The 18,673-nt window shown below is 64.3% G+C and carries 16 protein-coding genes; 6 read left to right on the plus strand and 10 right to left on the minus strand.

Translation table 11 applies throughout. The annotated features are described in order from the left end of the window. Positions 1 to 5: 5 nt before the first annotated feature. Positions 6 to 563 (plus strand): NUDIX hydrolase, encoded by a 558-nt coding sequence (locus F0A17_RS11465; RefSeq protein WP_149328473.1) that lies wholly within the window; start codon positions 6 to 8, stop codon positions 561 to 563. 42 nt (positions 564 to 605) lie between these two features. Here F0A17_RS11465 and ribBA read toward each other — a convergent pair whose 3' ends face one another. Beyond that, the gene (gene ribBA, locus F0A17_RS11470) at positions 606 to 1,706 is read right to left on the minus strand and encodes a bifunctional 3,4-dihydroxy-2-butanone-4-phosphate synthase/GTP cyclohydrolase II (protein WP_149328474.1); all 1,101 of its coding nucleotides are present in this window, start codon (positions 1,704 to 1,706) and stop codon (positions 606 to 608) included. A 104-nt stretch (positions 1,707 to 1,810) separates the two neighbouring features. On the opposite strand from ribBA, the gene F0A17_RS11475 reads away from it, so the two are divergent. Together F0A17_RS11475 and F0A17_RS11480 are read left to right on the plus strand one after the other, a co-directional pair. Then, complete coding sequence (locus F0A17_RS11475) at positions 1,811 to 2,101, plus strand: DUF1330 domain-containing protein (RefSeq protein WP_149328475.1); 291 nt, start codon at positions 1,811 to 1,813, stop codon at positions 2,099 to 2,101. A gap of 147 nt (positions 2,102 to 2,248) precedes the next feature. Then, positions 2,249 to 2,998 carry an NAD(P)H-dependent oxidoreductase gene (locus F0A17_RS11480; protein ID WP_149328476.1) on the plus strand — a complete coding sequence of 250 codons (750 nt, stop codon included), beginning with the start codon at positions 2,249 to 2,251 and terminating at the stop codon, positions 2,996 to 2,998. Between the two features lie 15 nt (positions 2,999 to 3,013). On the opposite strand, the gene aroQ is transcribed toward F0A17_RS11480, so the two are convergent. The 6 genes from aroQ to F0A17_RS11510 form a co-directional block, all read right to left on the minus strand. Next, positions 3,014 to 3,610: a gamma subclass chorismate mutase AroQ gene (gene aroQ, locus F0A17_RS11485; RefSeq protein ID WP_149328477.1), complete on the minus strand. Its 597-nt coding sequence runs from the start codon at positions 3,608 to 3,610 to the stop codon at positions 3,014 to 3,016. 129 nt (positions 3,611 to 3,739) lie between these two features. Continuing rightward, positions 3,740 to 4,642 carry a PA4780 family RIO1-like protein kinase gene (locus tag F0A17_RS11490; RefSeq protein ID WP_149328478.1) on the minus strand — a complete coding sequence of 301 codons (903 nt, stop codon included), beginning with the start codon at positions 4,640 to 4,642 and terminating at the stop codon, positions 3,740 to 3,742. 28 nt (positions 4,643 to 4,670) lie between these two features. Continuing rightward, entirely contained in the window at positions 4,671 to 6,071 is a 1,401-nt protein-coding gene (gene dbpA, locus F0A17_RS11495; RefSeq protein ID WP_149328479.1) for an ATP-dependent RNA helicase DbpA, read from the minus strand. A 239-nt stretch (positions 6,072 to 6,310) separates the two neighbouring features. Continuing rightward, positions 6,311 to 7,774 carry an efflux transporter outer membrane subunit gene (locus F0A17_RS11500; RefSeq protein ID WP_228716892.1) on the minus strand — a complete coding sequence of 488 codons (1,464 nt, stop codon included), beginning with the start codon at positions 7,772 to 7,774 and terminating at the stop codon, positions 6,311 to 6,313. Then, the gene (locus F0A17_RS11505) at positions 7,767 to 10,940 is read right to left on the minus strand and encodes an efflux RND transporter permease subunit (RefSeq protein ID WP_149328480.1); all 3,174 of its coding nucleotides are present in this window, start codon (positions 10,938 to 10,940) and stop codon (positions 7,767 to 7,769) included. The genes F0A17_RS11500 and F0A17_RS11505 overlap by 8 nt, the downstream gene beginning before the upstream one ends. Before the next feature lie 104 nt (positions 10,941 to 11,044). After that, complete coding sequence (locus tag F0A17_RS11510; protein WP_422670881.1) at positions 11,045 to 12,214, minus strand: efflux RND transporter periplasmic adaptor subunit; 1,170 nt, start codon at positions 12,212 to 12,214, stop codon at positions 11,045 to 11,047. Positions 12,215 to 12,587: 373 nt separating this feature from the next. On the opposite strand from F0A17_RS11510, the gene F0A17_RS11515 reads away from it, so the two are divergent. Continuing rightward, on the plus strand, positions 12,588 to 13,565 hold the full coding sequence (locus F0A17_RS11515) for a LysR family transcriptional regulator (protein ID WP_149328482.1): 978 nt from the start codon (positions 12,588 to 12,590) through the stop codon (positions 13,563 to 13,565). Between the two features lie 17 nt (positions 13,566 to 13,582). On the opposite strand, the gene F0A17_RS11520 is transcribed toward F0A17_RS11515, so the two are convergent. Then, entirely contained in the window at positions 13,583 to 15,472 is a 1,890-nt protein-coding gene (locus F0A17_RS11520) for an ABC transporter ATP-binding protein (RefSeq protein WP_149328483.1), read from the minus strand. Between the two features lie 298 nt (positions 15,473 to 15,770). Between F0A17_RS11520 and soxR the strand changes: the two genes are divergently transcribed. Both soxR and F0A17_RS11530 read left to right on the plus strand, forming a co-directional pair. Then, complete coding sequence (gene soxR / locus F0A17_RS11525; protein WP_149328484.1) at positions 15,771 to 16,220, plus strand: redox-sensitive transcriptional activator SoxR; 450 nt, start codon at positions 15,771 to 15,773, stop codon at positions 16,218 to 16,220. A 134-nt stretch (positions 16,221 to 16,354) separates the two neighbouring features. Continuing rightward, positions 16,355 to 16,966, plus strand: a complete 612-nt coding sequence (locus tag F0A17_RS11530; RefSeq protein ID WP_149328485.1) for a glutathione S-transferase family protein — start codon at positions 16,355 to 16,357, stop codon at positions 16,964 to 16,966. A gap of 85 nt (positions 16,967 to 17,051) precedes the next feature. On the opposite strand, the gene F0A17_RS11535 is transcribed toward F0A17_RS11530, so the two are convergent. Then, positions 17,052 to 17,273: a hypothetical protein gene (locus F0A17_RS11535; RefSeq protein WP_149328486.1), complete on the minus strand. Its 222-nt coding sequence runs from the start codon at positions 17,271 to 17,273 to the stop codon at positions 17,052 to 17,054. A 104-nt stretch (positions 17,274 to 17,377) separates the two neighbouring features. Beyond that, entirely contained in the window at positions 17,378 to 18,571 is a 1,194-nt protein-coding gene (locus tag F0A17_RS11540; protein ID WP_149328487.1) for a M24 family metallopeptidase, read from the minus strand. Positions 18,572 to 18,673 lie beyond the last annotated feature (102 nt).

Here is an 18,673-nt window from a genome sequence, read left to right on the forward strand (position 1 = left end):
GCACCATGCACCTCTATTGCTGCCGTTGCGGCCACCATCCTCTTGCCCGCGGTATCCCCAAAGACGATACCCATGAACGTCTTTACTGCGGTGCCTGTGGCTTTGTCTATTATGACAATCCCAAGGTGATTGCCGGCGCCATCATCGAACGGGAAGGACGCCTGTTGCTATGTCAGCGAGGCATCCCACCACGCGTGGGTACCTGGACCCTGCCGGCAGGCTTCATGGAGCGAGGGGAAAGTGTCGAGGAAGCCGCGCAACGCGAAGTGATGGAGGAAACCGGGATCCAGACCGAGATACTGACCCCCTACTCGATCTTCAGCGTTCCGCCAACCAACGAACTTTACATCATCTATCGTGCACGTCTGCAGGAATGGAGCGCCTCTCCAGGCCACGAGACACTGGACGTGAAGTGGTTCCACCCGGAAGAGATTCCCTGGGAAGAGATCTTCTACCCTGCCATTCGCCAGATCCTGGAGCGCTATATCGACGAGCACGCCGGGGGCATCTACGGCATCTATAGCGGCAGTATGGAAAGCGGCGCCATCCACTTCATGCGTTAGCGCCGCCCGGCTCTTCATGCGTCATGTGCCAATGCTCTTCTATTAGGGCGGCGAGACAATTTCCACCACCTCCAGCTCGAAGCCCGCCAGGCCCTTGTAGTTCAAGGGAGCCCCCATGAGCCGCAGCTTGCCGACACCGAGATCGGCGAGGATCTGCGAGCCGGTCCCCGTGGAGGAATAGTGCCGGGGAGAAGAGCTGTCGTTGCGCGGCTTGTTGAGCCGAGTGGCCCGCGTTAGCAGGCTCTGCGACGACTCATGGCTGGCGAGTATGACGACGACACCGTGGTGCTCTGCCGCCACTGCCTCCAATGAGGACCATAACGACCACGCCCGGGGGCCTTGATACTCGGCCCCCACCAGGTCGCGTAGCGGATCCATCACATGTACTCGCACCAACGTCGGCATGCCGGCCTCCATCTCCCCCATGGTTAGTGCCAGATGCGCCTCACCGCTGATGGTGTCTTCGTAGGTATGCAGGGTGAACTCACCATGCACGGTCTGCAGGGGTTCCTGCCCCGTTGGTAGCACCGTCTTTTCAGTAGCCAGGCGATACTGGATCAGGTCGGCAATAGTACCGATGCGCAATTCGTGTCGACGCGCGAAGGACTCCAGTTCGGGACGCCGCGCCATGCTGCCGTCATCGTTCATGATCTCTACGATCACTGCAGCTGGTTCCAGCCCGGCCAGGCGCGCCAGGTCGCATCCGGCCTCGGTGTGGCCTGCACGGCTCAGCACGCCACCGTCGTGGGCGCGCAACGGAAAGACATGGCCGGGCTGGACCAGATCCCTGGGCTGGGCGTTCGGTGCCACTGCTGCCTTCACCGTGGCCGCCCGATCCGCCGCGGAGATGCCGGTGGTCACACCCTCGCGGGCCTCGATGGAAACCGTGAAGGCGGTGGCAAAACCGGAACCGTTGTTCTCGACCATCGGCCATAGCCCCAACTGGTCGCAGCGCGCGCCACTCAGCGTCAGGCAGATCAGACCGCGAGCATGTGTCGCCATGAAATTGATGGCGTCAGGGGTGACGTGGCCCGCGGCCATGACGAGGTCCCCCTCGTTCTCACGATCCTCATCGTCGAGCAGGATCACCATGCGCCCCTGACGGATGTCCTCGACGATGTCTTCGACTCGATCGAATGCCATAACGGTTCCGGTCCACTTAGTACGTATTGATTGGTATGAGCATAGGACTCGCCAGCATTTTGGCATACCATAATACAAACAGTCACTACCCACCGGAGGACCTCATGCCCAAAGGCTACTGGATTGCCAATGTCACCATAACTGACCCGCAGGCCTATGCTGCCTATCAGGCTTTGGCCCCGGAGGCCTTCGCTCGCTTCGGTGCCAGTTTTCTTGCTCGAGGGGGCCAATGTACCGCCATGGAGGGACGCGACACCCCTCAGCGGAGCGTCATTATCGAGTTTCCCAGTTACCAGCAGGCGCTCGATTGCTATCACTCCGAGGAATACCAGAAGGCCAGATCTGCGCGGGAAGGTGCTGCTAAAGTCGAGATTACCATTGTGACAGGCGTATGAACCTGAGTACGCACTCAGACGCTCTCTCAGTCACTGATCAGTGGCGTTCAGATATGCAAAGTTGGTTGTCATACTTTGGGAATATCGGTTTTTCAGGGTACAGCATAGCCTGGAGGCAATGCACATGTCGCCAACCGGAGTCCTGAGATGCATGCCCTGATCGTGTTTTGCCACCCCGAGCCGCGTTCCTTCAACGGCGCGCTTAAGGATGTCGCCGTCGACTCCCTGCAGCAGCAAGGCTACAGCGTCGAGGTCTCAGATCTCTACGCAGAAGGTTTCGATCCGGTGGAAGGCGCGGCGCATTACCCCGAGCGCGCCGAGCCCGACACCTTCTTTCCGCTCACCGAGCAGCGCAACGCCTTCGAGAGTGGCGCCCTACCCGCTGACGTGCGGCGCGAGATCGAGCGGTTGGAGCGCGCCGATTTGGTGATTCTGCAGTTTCCGCTGTGGTGGCACGCCCAACCGGCCATGCTCAAGGGCTGGTTCGATCGGGTGTTCGTCTACGGCGGGCTCTATTCCGGCAGGATGCGTTACGACCGCGGCCGCTTCCCCGAGAAGAGCGTGATGCTCTCGGTGACCACCGGCGCCCCGGCGCCGACCTTCTCTCGCCACGGCCGAAGCGGCCATATCGTGACGCTGCTGTGGCCGATCCACTACTCGCTTTACTACCTCGGGGTGCGGGTACTGCCGCCCCAGGTCACCTACGGGGTGCAGGGCGGCGGGCTCAGCTACCAGAACGCGGCGGCATTCCGTGAGCGCCTGGAAGCGGAGAAGGCGGCCTGGGGGCAGCGGCTGGAGGGGCTCAACGACGAGGCGCCGATTCCCTTCGCCGGCTGGGATGATTGGGACGAGCAGGGCGTACTCAAGGCGGGACATCCCGCTGCCTGGACGCTCTAGCCCCTCTTCCCGCCTCTAGGGTGTGAGGCGCTCCACCAATGGCTGGATGGAGACGTCGCGCGGCTCGCCGTCGAAGTCGTCCCGAATCAGCTCCGCCGCGCGTCGCTCGAGGTAGCGGCCCGTCCCCTCGACCTCCGCGACACGCTCGATGTCGGCCAGCGCCTCGATCAGCTGCGGGGTCAGCCGGTCGAGCACCGGACGCACGTCCTCGGCGAGGTCGGGCGGATCGGCGAAGGGCGAGCGACCTTCCTGCAGCCACTGGTGGTGCAGGCGGCGTTGAACCTGCTTGCTGGCCTCGAACTGCTTCTCGAAGAAGCGTCGGGCAAAGTCCTCCTCGACGCCGGCCTCACCGGCTTGCGCCGTCACCTGGTCGAGAATTCGCGCCTCGCGTTCGGGGGCTTCGATGGACGCGCCGGAGTTCCACTTCGCTTGCGCCACGACCGGGGCCACGTCCAGGCGTTCTTCGATCAGAACCAGCATGCGGTCGATCACCGCTTTGTCCTCGTCGGGCGGCTCCGGTGGCTGAAGCTGGCAACCCGCCAGCCACATCAGGACCAGAGCAGTGACGAAGAAGCGGACAGGATGAATGAGGGGCGCCTTACGCAACGTCATGATGATACTCACTGAATTATTGAGATAGTTGTGGGAGATAGTTGTCGGAGACCCTTATCGGGAATCCGAGCTAGAGTGTGGCAGGAAAAACGACACTCTTCCCTCCTGGTGACGGCGTAGCCTTCGGGCTCAACGCTCCCGCTGGGATGCCTGCCACTCCTCGGCGGCCTCTTCCACGCCGGGTTCATCGCCGCGGTGACGGGCCCCCTGACGGTAGGCTTCTTCCTCGCGTACGTCTTCGATCACGGTCATCAGCTCGTTCACATCCACGGTGCTGGTGTCATGCTCGAAGCAACCCGTCAACTGGCTCTCGGGATGCAGTTCGCCGGACTCATAAAGCGCCCAGATCTCCTTGCCGTAGTCGGTGGTCAACAGCTCGGGGGCGAAGCGACCGAAGTAGCGGCGCATGTTGTCCACGTCGCGCTCGAACATCATCTCGGCGCTGTTGTTGCCGGCAGCGTCCACCGCCTGAGGCAGGTCAATGATCACCGGGCCGTCGGCGGCCAGCAGTACGTTGAACTCGGAAAGATCGCCGTGAATCAGGCCCGCACACAGCATCTTGACCACGTCGCGAACGATCTTGTCGTAATACTCGCGGGCCTGCTCGGGGCTCAGGGTCACGTCGTCCAGGCGCGGGGCCGTCAGGCCATCGGCATCGCTGATCATTTCCATCAGCAGCACACCGTCGATGAACCCGTAGGGCTGCGGCACCCGCACCTCCGCGGCAGCCAGCCGGTAGAGGGCATCAACCTCGGCGTTGAGCCAGGCCTGTTCCTGCTCCTTCTGACCATAACGGGTCTTCTTGGCCATGGCTCGCGAGCGGCGGCTGTTGCGTTCGCGGCGCCCCTCCTGGTACTGCACCGCCTGCTTGAAACTGCGCTGCTTCGCCTCCTTGAAAACCTTGGCGCAGCGACGCTCCCCGTGGGAACGCACCACATAGACCTGCGCCTCCTTGCCGCTCATCAGCTGACTCTCGACCGCCTCGATCAGACCGTCATCGACCAGCGGCTGCAATCGCTTGGGTATCTTCACCGTCTCCCTCTTCTGTCTCAACGACTCATCAGCGGCTAATGCGCCGGGCGCGAAACGAGCGCCCCTTGAGCTTCCCCGTGCCGAGCTGGGCGAGCGCCGCCTTGGCGACCTCGCGCTGCACGGCCACGTAGGCGCTGCGCTCCAGTACCTTGATCTTGCCGACCTGATCGCCGGCGATGCCGCCATCGCCGGTCAGGGCGCCAAGGATATCGCCGGGGCGCACCTTCTGCTTCTTACCACCGTCGAGCTGCAGCGTGGCCATGTCCGGCTTGAAGGGCACTTGTGCCAGCACGTCGCGCGGCGGCAGCGGCGCCTCCTCGAGCGGCTCGCCCAGGAACTCGACCAACCGCTCCAGCCGATAGGATTCGCGCTCGGTGACCAGCGTGCATGCCATCCCGGAGCTTCCGGCACGGCCGGTACGCCCGATGCGGTGTATATGCACCTCGAGGTCACGGGCAATCTGATAATTGAACACCGCATCCAGCGCTTCGATATCCAAACCGCGAGCCGCCACGTCAGTCGCCACCAGGATGGAAACGCTGTGGTTGGCGAACAGGACCAGGATGCGGTCGCGGTCGCGCTGTTCCAGGTCGCCATGCAGTGCCAGGGCGCTGAAGCCAACCTCGCAAAGGGCATCGGCGACCTCCTGAGTTTCGCGCCGAGTGTTGCAGAACACCACGCTGGAACGCGGCTGGTACTGCAAAAGCAACCGACACAGCACAGAGAAGCGCTCCGACTCGTCCGCCACCCGGTAGAGACGTTGGCGGATGGTGGTCTCGTCATGGGCCTCGACCACCGCCACTTCGGCAGGGTCACGCATCAATCCCCCGGCAATGCGCCGGATCTCGTCGCTGAAGGTGGCGCTGAACAGCAGGGTCTGACGGTCGACCGGCGTCTCGGCGACGATCGCCTCCATGGCGGCCTGGAAGCCCATGCCGAGCATGCGGTCGGCTTCGTCCAGCACCAGGGTCTCGAGAGAACTGAGATCGAGCGTCCCCTTACGCAGGTGTTCCTCCACTCGGCCCGGGGTGCCCACGACGATATGCGCGCCATGCGCCAGCGAGGCGAGCTGCGGACCCAACGGGGCCCCGCCGCACAGGGTCAGGACCTTGACGTTGGCCAGGGTGCGCGCCAGCCGCCGAATCTCCCCCGCCACTTGGTCAGCCAATTCGCGGGTCGGGCAGAGCACCAACGTCTGTACGCGAAAATGCGTCACGACGAGGCGCGACAGCAGCCCCAGGCCGAACGCCGCGGTTTTGCCCGAGCCGGTCTTTGCCTGGGCGATCACGTCACGGCCCGCCAGTATCAGAGGCAGGCTCCTCGCCTGGACGGGGGTCATGGCGCGATAACCGAGCGAATCGAGATTGGCCAGCAACTCTGGCGTCAGCGGCAGTGAGGCAAAGGCCCCGTCGTTGGGAAATTCGGACACTATCAAAGAGGACCTGCAGCGGATTGTGCGGTTGCCGAGGCGGCAAGCATACGAGGGTAGGTACCGAGAGGCACGAGCCGAGGATATCAGGCAGGCAGAATAGCAGAAAGCGACGGGGGATGGGGGATGGGGGAACGACGGTTCCCGATCCCGCTGAGGGAGGAAAGGGCAGGGTGCCGTATCCACCGGCCCCCTGCCCGTCGGTCACTCTCGCGTTGCTCGAGCGTTGCCCTGGGCGGTTACGTGGTTTCGACCTGCCCCGGGCCGCTTCCGCTCACGCTTTCCCCGATGCGCGCCTCCCAGCCGCCGGCCAGCGCCCGGTAGAGCCCCACCAGCGCGGTGGCGGCGCGAACGTTACCGCGCGCCAGGCTGTCCTCGGCTTCCAGCAGTGAACGCTCGGCGTCGATCACCGCGAGGAAGTCGACCACCCCCACCTCGAAACGCACCCGTGCCTGACGGGCCGCCTCGGCACTGGCCTCGGCGGCCGCTTCCAGGTGCTCGCGCTCGCGCCGCGCCTGGGCATAACGGGCGAGCGCCGTCTCGGTCTCCTCCAAGGCCAGCAGGATCGCCTGCTCATAGCGGGCCAGATTGGCCTCGGCATCGGCGTCGGCCGCCGCCATGCGCGCCCTCACCCGGCCGCTGTCGAGGAACGACCAGTCGACGCCCAATGCGATCAGCCGCGTTTCGCTGTCCCGGCCGAACAGATCACCGGTGCTGGCGGCCTGAGTCCCCAGCAGGCCGTTCAGGGTGAATCGCGGGTAGAGGTCGGCGGTGGCCACACCGATGCGCGCGGTGGCGGCATGCAGGCGCCGTTCCGCCGCGGCGATATCGGGGCGGCGACGCAGCAGCTCGCCGGGAAGCCCGACGGCTACCTGGTCGTGCAGCGCGGGGAGTTGCGCAGGCGTCTCCAGCCGAGCGATCAAGGCGGCGGGTTCACGCCCCGTCAATACGGCGAGCCGGTGAATGATCGCGGCGATCTCCCCCTCCAGCGAGGGAATACGCGACAGGGTACTCTCGAGCTGTGCCCGGGCGCGCACGCTGTCGAATTCGGTGCCACGCCCCGCCTCGAGCCGGGCGTCGACCAGCGCCAGCGACTCGCGCTGGTTATCGGCGTTGGCCCGTGCCACGCGCCGCTGTTCCTGCAAGCCGCGCAGACGCACGTACTGATCGACCAACTCGCCGACCACCACCACCTGCATGGCGCGCAGGTCGGCGGCCGAGGCTTCCACCTCCGCCCGCTGGGCCTCCACGTTGCGCCGCACGCGACCGAAGAAGTCGAGTTCCCATAGCGCCGACACGCCGGCATCGAAGCTCTCGACGTCGCGCTGGGCGCGTGTCACCTCCGGCATCTGGTCGGCGCTGGCACGCTGGTGGGCGGCGCCGGCCTGGGCGGTGACACTGGGTGCCAAGTCGCGGCGCGCCTGGCGCAGCAGCGCCAGGTTGCGGTCATGACTGGCCAGGGCGATGCGCAGATCGTGATTGGCATCGAACGCCGCGTCGACCAGTTCGTTCAGCATCGGGTCATCGAAGCGGCGCCAGAAGTCGCGCTCGGCCGCCTCGGTCGTGACCAGCCCCGCTTCGGCACGTGCCAGGCTGTCGGGCGCCGTCGGCTCCGGTGTCCGGTAGTCGGGCCCCACGGCGCAGGCGGCCAGCGACAGCGTCAACGGCAGGACCAGCAGATAACGCATGATCGGGTTAAACACGGTATTGTCCCTCCAGCGGCATCTCCCTGCGGGGCTCCTCTCCGCCTCGCGTGACCAGCTTGCGTAAGGCGACATAGAACACCGGGGTCAGAAACAGGCCGAACAGCGTCACGCCGAGCATACCGGCGAATACCGCCGTGCCTAGCGCCTGGCGCACCTCGGCACCGGCGCCTCCGGCCAGCATCAGCGGCACTACCGCGGCGGTGAAGGTGATCGAGGTCATGATGATCGGCCGCAGGCGCAGGCGGCAAGCTTCCAGCGCGGCCTCGACGATGCCGCGTCCCTGCATTTCCAGCTCGCGGGCGAACTCGACGATCAGGATGGCGTTCTTGCACGCCAGGCCGATCAACACCACCAGGCCCACCTGGACGAAGATGTTGTTGTCTCCGCCGGTGAGCTTCACGCCGATCAACGCCGAGAGCATACACATCGGCACGATCAGGATCACCGCCAGCGGCAGCGTCCAGCTCTCGTAGAGCGCGGCCAGGGCCAGGAACACCAGCAGGATCGCCAGCGGGAACACCACCAGCGCTGCGCCGCCCTGGTTGACTTGCTGGAAGCTCAGGTCGGTCCATTCGAAGGTCATGCCCGCCGGCAACACTGCCGGGGCGAGGTGCTCGACCACTTCGATCGCCTGGCTCGACGACAGCACTCGCGGGTCCGCCTCGCCCATTACGTCGGCGGCCGGATAGCCGTTGTAGCGAATCACCGGATCGGGCCCGAAGGTCCGCTCGACTTGGATCATGCTGCCGATCGGCACCATCTCACCGTAGGCATTGCGAGTCCGCAGGCGATCGATGTTCTCCACGTCCATGCGGTAATCGCCGTCGGCCTGGGCCATCACTTGCCAGGTGCGGCCGAAACGGTTGAAGTCATTGACGTAGACCGAGCCCAGATAGACTTGCAGCGTCTCGAACAGGTCGGTCAGCGCCACTCCCTGGGTCTTGGCCTTGACCCGATCGACATGCAGATCGAGCTGCGGCACGTTGGACTGGTACGACGTGATCGGGTACCCCATGCCGGGTGTCTGCATCAGCGCGCCGTTGAAGCCATCGACGGCCTGCTGCAATTCGCCATAGCCCAGTCCGGCGCGGTCCTGGATGAACAGCGAGAAGCCCGAGCCCGACCCGATGCCGAGAATCGCCGGTGGGGTGAAGGCAAAGCTGAACGCCTCCTGCAGGCCGCCGAACTTGCCGTTGAGCTCGGCAACTATCTCGTCGGCACTGCGCGAGCGCTCCTCGAACGGGTCGAGGCCGAAGAACACCGTGCCGGTATTGGGCGTATTGGTGAACTGCAGAGGATTGAGCCCGGGAAAGGCCACCGCCGAACTCACGCCGTCGGTTTCCAGCGCCAGGTCGGTCATGTGCCGAATCACCGCTTCGGTGCGATCGAGCGAGGCGCCCTCGGGCAGCTTGGCGCCGCCGATCAGATACATTTTGTCTTGAGTAGGAATGAAGCCGCCCGGCACCAGCTGGAACATCATCCCGGTGCCCGCCAGCAGCAACGCGTAGACGGCGAACACCACGCCGCGTCGACGCAGGCTGCGCGTCACGCCGCGCTGGTAGCGCTCGGAACTGGCGCCGAAAAAGCGGTTGAAGGGCCGGAACAGCCAACCGAAGAGGAAGTCGATCAGGCGTGACAGGCGATCCTTCGGCGCATCGTGGGGCTTGAGCAGCAATGCCGCCAGCGCCGGCGAGAGCGACAGCGAGTTGATCGCCGAGATCACCGTGGAGATGGCGATGGTCACCGCGAACTGGCGATAGAACTGCCCGGTGACGCCTTCGAGGAAGGCCATCGGTACGAACACCGCGCACAGCACTACCGAAATGGCGATGATCGGTCCGCTCACCTCGCGCATGGCCTGGTGAGCCGCCGCCAGCGGGGCGAGCCCCTCCTCGATGTTGCGCTCGACGTTCTCCACCACCACGATGGCATCGTCGACCACGATACCGATCGCCAGCACCAGCCCAAACAGGGTCAGGGTATTTATCGAGAACCCCAGCAAGTAGAGCACGGCGAAGGTGCCGACGATCGATACCGGCACCGCCAGCAGCGGGATCACCGAGGCGCGCCAGGTCTGCAGGAACAGCGTGACCACCAGCACCACCAGCAGCACCGCTTCGAGCAAGGTCTTGATCACCGACTTGATCGAGTCGCGCACGAATACGGTGGGGTCATAGACGATTTCGTACTCCACCCCGTCGGGGAAACGCTCGGCCAGCTCGTCCATCGTATCGCGCACCGCATCCGACAGCGCGATGGCGTTGGAGCCCGGCGCCTGAAAGATACCGATGGCCACCGCCTGCTGGTTGTCGAGCAGCGAGCGCAGCGAGTATTCGGCGGCACCGAGTTCAATGCGCGCCACGTCGGAGAGATAGGTCACCTGGCCATCGGTGCCGGTTTTGACCACGATGTCACCAAACTCCTCCTCGGTGGTCAGCCGTCCCTGGGCGTTAATCGAGATCAGGAAGTCGGAGGTCGTGGGCGTTGGCGGCGCGCCGAGCTGTCCCGCCGAAACCTGCACGTTCTGCTCGCGGATCGCAGCGATGATGTCGCCCGCAGTAAGTCCAAGGGCAGCGGCACGATCGGGATCGATCCAGACGCGCATGGCGTAGTCGCCGGCGCCGAACAACATTGCCTGCCCCACCCCGGGCAGGCGCGCCAGTTCGTCGCGCACGTGCAACGCCGCGTAGTTGCGCAGATAGGTACTGTCATATCGCCCATCGGGCGAGATCAGCTGCGGCACCATGGTCAGGTCGGGGGATTGCTTGTCGGTGGTCACACCCTGGCGGCGTACCGCCTCGGGCAGCCGGGCCAGCGCCTGGCTGACCCGGTTCTGCACCTGGACCTGGGCCTCGTCCGGGTCGGCACCCGGGCGGAAGGTCAGCGTCATCGCCAGCACGCCATCGGAGCCGGCCACCGACTTCATGTACATCAGATTCTCGACCCCGGTGATCGCTTCCTCCAGTGGCGTGGCCACCGTCTCGGCGATTTCCTTGGGGTTGGCGCCGGGGTAGACCGCACGCACCTGCACGGTGGGCGGCACCACATCGGGGTATTCACTGACCGGGAGCAACGGGATGGTGATCGCCCCGGCGATAAAAATCAGAATCGACAGCACCGCGGCGAAGATCGGCCGGTCGACGAAGAACTTGGCGAAATCCATGACAAGACTCCCTCCCGGCGCGGACGGTTACGTCCGCGCCGAAGATGTCGTTCAGGGGTTTATGACGTTTGTTATGTCACACCGGGCAGAGGCGCAGGGCGCGGTCAGCGCCTGGCGGCCAGCGCGTTGCCTCCCCCGGCCTGGCCACGCATGTCGACGCTTTCCGCCACCACCGGCATGCCGGGAAAAAAGATCCGCTGGGCGCCATTCACGACCACCTGATCGCCAGGTTCGAGGCCGTCGGCAACGACACGCAGCCCTCCGGCCATGCGCCCCAGCTGCACGTCGCGACGCATGGCGCGCCCCTCCTCGTCGATCACGTAGACATACTTACGGTCCTGGTCGGTGAGCACCGCCTTGTCGTCGATCAGCAGGGAGCCCTCGGCTTGCCCCGCAAGTAGCTGCACGCGGGCGTACATGCCAGGAGCGAAGCGTCCTTCGCTGTTGTCGAGCACGGCGCGGGTCAGGATGGTGCCGGCTTCGGCATCCAGCCGGTTGTCGACGAAGTCGACTTCGCCGCGGTAGGGAAAGCCATCGTCGGTCGCCAGCCCCACGCGCACCGGGATACCCCCCTGACGGAAGCTGGAACGCTCACCGCTACGGGCCATGGCGTCGTAGTGCAGGTAGGCCTGTTCGTCGCTGTGGAAATGCACATGGACCTGATCCAGGGCAACGATTCGGGTCAGCGGGGTAGCTTCAGACACCAAATTGCCCGGCGTGACCAGCGCTCGGCCGGTGCGACCGGCAATCGGTGCCCGCACCTCGGTAAATTCCATGTTGAGCCGGGCCGTCTCGGCACTGGCGCGAGCGGCGAGGATGTCGGCCTCGGCCGTGGCCGCCGCTGCCCGTCGCTGATCCAGCTCCTCGCGGGAGATGGAGCGGCTCTGGGCCAACGCCTCGGCCCTGGCGGCTTCGCTGCGGGCCAGCTCGGCTCGGGCCTGGGCCCGCTGAAGCTCGGCTTCGGCGCGCTCCAGCTCGGCGCGATAAGGGCGCGGATCGATGGTGAATAGTACGTCGCCTTTCTCCACCTCCTGGCCTTCGATGTAGTGAATGCTATCGATGTAGCCCGACACGCGAGGACGCAGATCCACCGTCTCCACCGCCTCGATGCGACCGGTAAACGCATCCCACAGCTCGACGTCCTCGACCAGTACCTGAGCGACGCTGACCTGGGGCGGAGGCGGGCCCTGCTGAGCCCCTTCCTCCTGACTCCCATCCGCCAGACTGTCGCAACCCGTCAGAACGATGAGCCCGGCGACCATGGCGGTGACCATGAGGATTCGCCGACTCCCTTGATTCACGAACATCTTGTGGACGTTCATTGTTTCCTTCTCCCAGTACCAAGTAGCAGTTTGCAGTGTCGGTTGCATCCGGCAGGCAAATTCTTTAATTGACTTAGTCCTAGATGGACTTAGTTCTTGCTCGACTTTGTTTATGTCGTTTATTGGCGTTGTGATTCGACATCAGCAAACTTTGCCGTATGCCACTTTATTACCTTGTCGAACACTTGATTAGTCAGGCCGACAGGGAAATACTGTCCCGTTGGCGGGACAGTCACCGTGCAGCCTGCTCGTCTTCATCTCGCAATATTTCCCTTGGCGCAGTGTTTCCCCTGACATTGCATGCACGGCCACAGGACAAATAACCATGCTGCAGGATCTCAACGACGCCCTGATCTTCGCCAAGGTCGTGGAACAAGGCAGCTTCAGCGCCGCCGCCAAGCAACTTCGTCTCGGCAAGACGACGGTCAGCCGCAAGGTGCAGGATCTGGAGCGGCGCCTGGGTGCCCGGTTGCTCCACCGCACCACTCGCAACCTGAGCCTGACCGAGGCCGGCGCCATCTACTTCGACTACTGCAACCGCATCTCCCGCGACCTGAGCGAGGCGGAAAAGGCCGTACACCACCTCGAGGAGAGCCCGCGTGGCTGGCTCAGGGTCACAGCTCCCTTCACCCTGTGCACCGAATTCACCTCGGTACTGATACGGGATTTTCGCCAGCTGCACCCCCAGGTGCGCATCGAACTGGTGCTCTCCAACGAGCGCCTCGACCTGGTGGCCAACCAGATCGACGTGGCACTGCGGGTCGGCCCGCTGCCGGACTCCAGCCTGGTGGCACGCCCCCTGGCCCGCTTCCGCTCGTTCGTCTATGCCAGCGAGACCTACCTCGCCCGACACGGCGTACCTCGAACGCCATCGGACCTGGCCTCACACCCGGTGCTGGCCAAGGCCATGGATCAACGTGGCCAACGCTACGTCTGGCAGTTGAGCCATAGCGCGAGCCAGGAAACCGTCGAGGTGGAAGTCGATCCGGTAGCCATTGCCAACGATCCCTTCGCCCTGCGCGGCATGCTCGAAGACGGGCAAGGCATCATGCTCGCCAACGAGTTCGTCGTCTGTCTCGGTGCGGAAGCCACGCGGCCACGGCGTATCCTGGAAGGCTGGGAAGGCCCCGTGGTCGAAATGAATGCCGTCTTTCCCGGCGGCAGCCTGGTCTCGCCCAAGGTGCGCACCTTCGTCGATTTCGTCGTCGAGAGCATGCGGATCGAGAGCCTGTCGGCGCCCGAGCCTTGGCAGCCCCCGACTTATACCGGCACCCCGGCCGAGGCCGTCGACGAGACGGCTTGAGCCGGGTGAATCATGGCTCACGACTCCACGCCCAGAATCCTGTCGCTGCGCTCGGCATCCTCGTCGAGATCCAGCCCCAGGAAGCCACCGGACTGCCGACGCCACAGCGAGGCATACAGCCCATCCTGGGCGAGCAGCTCACGGTGGGTGCCGCTCTCGACGATGCGTCCCTCGTCGATCACCACCAGGCGATCGAGCATGGCGATGGTCGACAGACGATGGGCAATGGCGATGACCGTCTTGCCCTCCATCAGGGTGTAGAGCTGCTCCTGGATCGCCGCCTCGACCTCGGAGTCGAGCGCCGAGGTGGCCTCGTCGAGCACCAGGATCGGCGCGTTCTTGAGCAGCACCCGAGCGATGGCGATACGCTGGCGCTGGCCGCCGGAGAGCTTGACGCCGCGCTCGCCGACGTGGGCATCCAGCCCTCGGCGACCTTCGAGATCCACCAATTCGTCGATGAAGGTGTCGGCATGGGCGCGGCGTACCGCCTTCCCTATCTCCTCTTCGCTGGCCTCGGGGCTACCGTAGCGGATATTGTCACGCACCGAGCGATGCAACAGCGAGGTGTCCTGGGTGACCATGCCGATCTTCTGTCGCAGCGACTCCTGGGTGACCCGGGAGATGTCCTGGCCATCGATCAGGATGCGTCCGCCTTCGAGGTCGTAAAAGCGCAGCAGCAGGTTGGCCAGGGTCGACTTGCCGGCTCCCGAACGGCCGATCAGCCCGACCTTCTCTCCCGGAGCGATGCTCAGCGTAAGCCCATCGAACACCCGGTTCATCTCACCGTCCGGACGGGCGTAGCCGAAGCGCAGTGCTTCGAAGCGAATCTCGCCGCGGGGAACCGTGAGTTCGGTGGCGCCAGGCGCGTCCTTGACCTCCGGCTCGCGAGCGATGGTATTGATCCCGTCCTGCACCGTGCCGATGTTCTCGAACAAGGCGGCCACTTCCCACAGGATCCAGTTGGACATGAAACGAATGCGCATCACCAAGGCAATGGCGACGGCAATGATGCCGAGCGACACGGCCTCCAGGTACCAGGCGCCGATAGCCACCGCTGCCACGCCCGCCAGCAGTAATGAATTGAGCAGGGTCAGACTTACGGTGAGCCCGGTAGCCAGGCGCATCTGGCGGTGCACGGTGACCATGAACTGTTCCATGGCCTCGCGGGCATAGGCCTGTTCACGCCGGGTATCGGCAAACAGCTTGATGGTCTGGATGTTGCTGTAGCTGTCGACGATGCGCCCGGTCATGACCGCACGAGCATCGGCCTGCTCCATGGAGACCCGCCGCAACCGCGGCACGAAATACCACAGTATGGCCACGTAGCCGGCCAGCCATATCACCAGCGGCAGCATCAGCCAGGGCTCGGCCTGGCCCATCAACAGCATGGCGCCGGCGAAATAGACCAGCACGTAAACCATCAGGTCCAGCAGCTTGGTGACCGTCTCGCGAATCGCCAGGGCGGTCTGCATCACTTTCTGCGAGACGCGCCCGGCGAACTCGTCCTGGTAGAAGGCCAGGCTCTGGCTGAGCATGTGGCGATGCGCCAGCCATCGGCCTAGCATGGGATAGTTGCCGAAGATGCCCTGGTGCATGACCAGTGACTGCAGCAGGGTCAGCAACGGCAGGCCGATCGCCACCAACGCCGCCATGCCGACCAAGCGCCAGCCGTACTCGGCGAAAAATCCCTCGCGCTCGGCATCCGAGAGCCAATCCACTAGATCGCCCATGTAGCTGAAGAACGCCACTTCGGCGGCCGAGACCAGCGCCGTCAGCAATGCCAGTAACGCCAGCAGCGGCAACAACGGTCGCGAGAAATGCAGAACGAAAGCGGCGAGCCCTCGCGGCGGTGTCCCGGTCAGCCCCGAAGGGTAGGGATTCACCAACGTTTCGAAATAGCGGAACATGACAACTCCATCGATAAAACATCGGAAAAAACCACTCTTGGCGTTTGGCGAACTTGCCATGGCCGATGCCGTTACCCAGCCTCGTCGGTTACCATCGTCATGGCGATAACTTTCGAGCAGTTACCATCCTTCGAGCGGTCGATGAGGGAAGGCTAAGACCTCAAGTTAAGTCGAGGTCAAGCGCGTTATCTATGAATTATGCGTGACAAAGTTCACCTTGGAGATCTCCCTGATGGCTTGTCAGACAACCGACGATACGTTAGTCACCTCCTCTTCCCAGTCTTCAGGGAGGCGCAAGATGTCGGCCCCTCTCCAGCGCGAACTCAGTGTCGGCGAGGTCGCCAGTCGCAGTGGCCTGGCAGTATCGGCCATTCACTTCTACGAGGCCAAGGGACTGATCAAGAGTCGCCGCAATGCCGGCAATCAACGCCGCTTTTCCCGGGACGTGCTGCGCCGGGTGGCGATTATCAAGGTCGCCCAGCGCACCGGTATCCGTCTGGCCGAGATACGCCGTGCCTTCGAAACCCTGCCCGACTCCCACGCGCCGACGGCCGCCGACTGGCGGCGCCTCTCGGCCAGCTGGCGACATGCACTGAATGAGCGTATCGACCGTCTCACGCAGTTGCGCGACCAACTCGACCATTGCATCGGTTGCGGCTGCCTGTCGATGGAGGAGTGCCCGCTGCGCAACCCGGCGGACGAGCTGGCCGAAGAGGGCAGCGGTCCTCGGCTGCTGGATCCCGATTGATGCGCTGTCTTCTCCTATCGTTTCGGGGAAGGGGTGTTCGACAGACGCGAACGAGCGCGGGCGCAACGTTTAAGCGGCTCGGGGGGAGAGAAGACCACGAACTGCTATCTTGAGATGAGTCCTGGAGAACCGCAATGAATGATCCGCTCGTGCTCTATACCCACCCCATGTCCCGCGGGCGCGTTGCCCGTTGGATGCTGGAGGAGGTGGGCGCTCCTTATCGTGCCGAACGCGTCGCCTTCGGTTCGGAGATGAAATCACTGCCGTTTCTGGCACTCAATCCCATGGGCAAGGTGCCGGTCCTCTGCCATGGCGGCACGGTGGTGACCGAGTGCGCCGCGATCTGCGCCTACCTGGCCGATGCTTTCCCCGACGCCGGCCTTGCCCCACCACTGGCCGAACGCGGCACTTACTATCGCTGGCTATTCTTCGCCGCCGGCCCGCTCGAGGCCGCCGTGACAGACCGGGACCTCGGCATGGAACCCAATATCGAACAGCAGGGTCGGGTCGGCTACGGCACCATCGAGGCGGTGCTGGAAACGTTGGAACAGGCAGTGAGCGAGCATGAGTACATTGCCGGCCCCCATTTCACGGCGGCCGACGTCTACCTGGGCTCGCATATCGGCTGGGGATTGCAATACGGTAGCCTGGAACCCTGCCCCGCCTTCACCGATTACTGGGCCCGGGTCAGCGATCGCGAGGCCCACCGGCGCGCCAAGGCGCTGGACGACCAGGCCATGCGCTAGGCTTCGTTCGAACCGCTCTTTCGGCTCTATTCGGACATCGCCGAGACCCGGCATGGCGTCAGCGCCCGGCATGCGGCCTCTCGGGTCATTGCGTCTCGTAGGGGCGGGCCCACAGGTCGTCGGGCTGGTGGCGGCTCAGGATCTTTTCCGCTTCGGGCTTCGAATCATCCGACACGATCACCTTGATCTGGTTGGCCTCCTTATCGAAGTGGAGCTTCTCGCGCGGATAGCCCTTGGAGATCAGCTCGTCGTAGGCATTGGTCGCCTTCATGAGGTCGTGGTACGTCGCCGTTACGGTCTGAGTCATGACACCCTCCTTCCATTGAATGGCCGTTAGCGATACGACAATCATCCCGACCGTGCGGGATATCCCTATGGCTTCTTCAGTATAGTGATTGCCGTCCAGCTGGCTCAGGGCGCATGGCATTGGCGAAGCTGCCAGTCGTTTTCGGTCAACGCCTCGCCGCCGCCTGGCGTGACCCGTACGGTATCACTCAAGCCGACCCCCCACTGCCCCGGAAGGCGCAGGCATAGCGGCAGATGAAACACCATATCGGTTTCGAACTCACGCGGCTGCCCGCGGGCGATATAGCCGCTGCCTTCGACCCAGCTCGGCGGGAACTGCGCCCCCACGGCATAACCAAATACGCCGGAGAAGAACACCCGCCCGGCCTCGGGCGCCAGCGCGTTCTCGGCGGCACGGGCGGCATCGTCGAAGCTGCGACCGGGGCGCATGGCGTCGATCAAGGCGTCGTAGACGTTTCGGCAAACGTCACGAAGCGCCTGCATCTCGGCGCTGGCCCACCCCGCCACCGCGGTACGCATCATCGGCGCGGTGTAGCGGCGATAGGCAGCGCCGAATTCCAGGAAGACCGGCTCGTCCGGGCCGATCCGGTGACGCTGGTGATTCATGTGGATCACGCTGCTACGTCGCCCGGCGGTGACAATGGGCTGCATGCTCATGAACTCGCTGCCGTTCGCCAGCATGGCGCGGGCTCCCTCCGCCGCCACGTCGCCATCGGTCATGCCCGCGGCCAGGACGCGAATGGCCGCATCGAGCCCCAGCGAGGTGATCCTGGCACTCTCGCGCAGGCAGGCCAGCTCCGCCTGACTCTTGACGATACGGATGCGATCGACGAGGTCACCGCCATCGTCGCGAAAGCGCTCTGCGCCCAGACGCGCCTGCAGCTCGCGCAGCACGCCATGACGCAGCCCTGCGCCGTACAGATCGAGGCCGATGGCGCGAAAAGGCGCGAGCGTCTCGACCAGCGGCTCGATCACCTCACCGATGCCCTCCCAGCGATAGCCCAGCGTTTCATCCACCCGGGCGGTCACCACCGCCGGCCCGGTCTCGATGGAGGGGACCTGTAGCACTAGCCGCTCGTTCGAGCATACCAGGCAGATGTGTACCGATACCTCGAAGGTGTTGTAGCCGGTTAGATAGTAGATATCGGCGGGGTCGGTCAGCAGCAGGGCATCCAGGCCGGCCTCGCGCATGGCATGGCGCACTTGGCTCAGGCGGGTATCGAATTCGCTGGCGGGAAAGGCCAGCTCGGCGGACTCGAGCTGCTCGGCGAGAAGGTGGCGATAGCGATGATGATCCATCGAGAGGTCTCCGGGGGTGGCGGTTGTCTCCTGGCAGTGTAGCCATGACTTTCGTCATGCCATCGTTGCGGAGACGAAATAAGGCTGTTCCGAGCCATGCCG

The sequence above is a fragment of the Billgrantia pellis genome, from assembly GCF_008297955.1.
Classification (GTDB): Bacteria; Pseudomonadota; Gammaproteobacteria; order Pseudomonadales; family Halomonadaceae; genus Halomonas; species Halomonas pellis.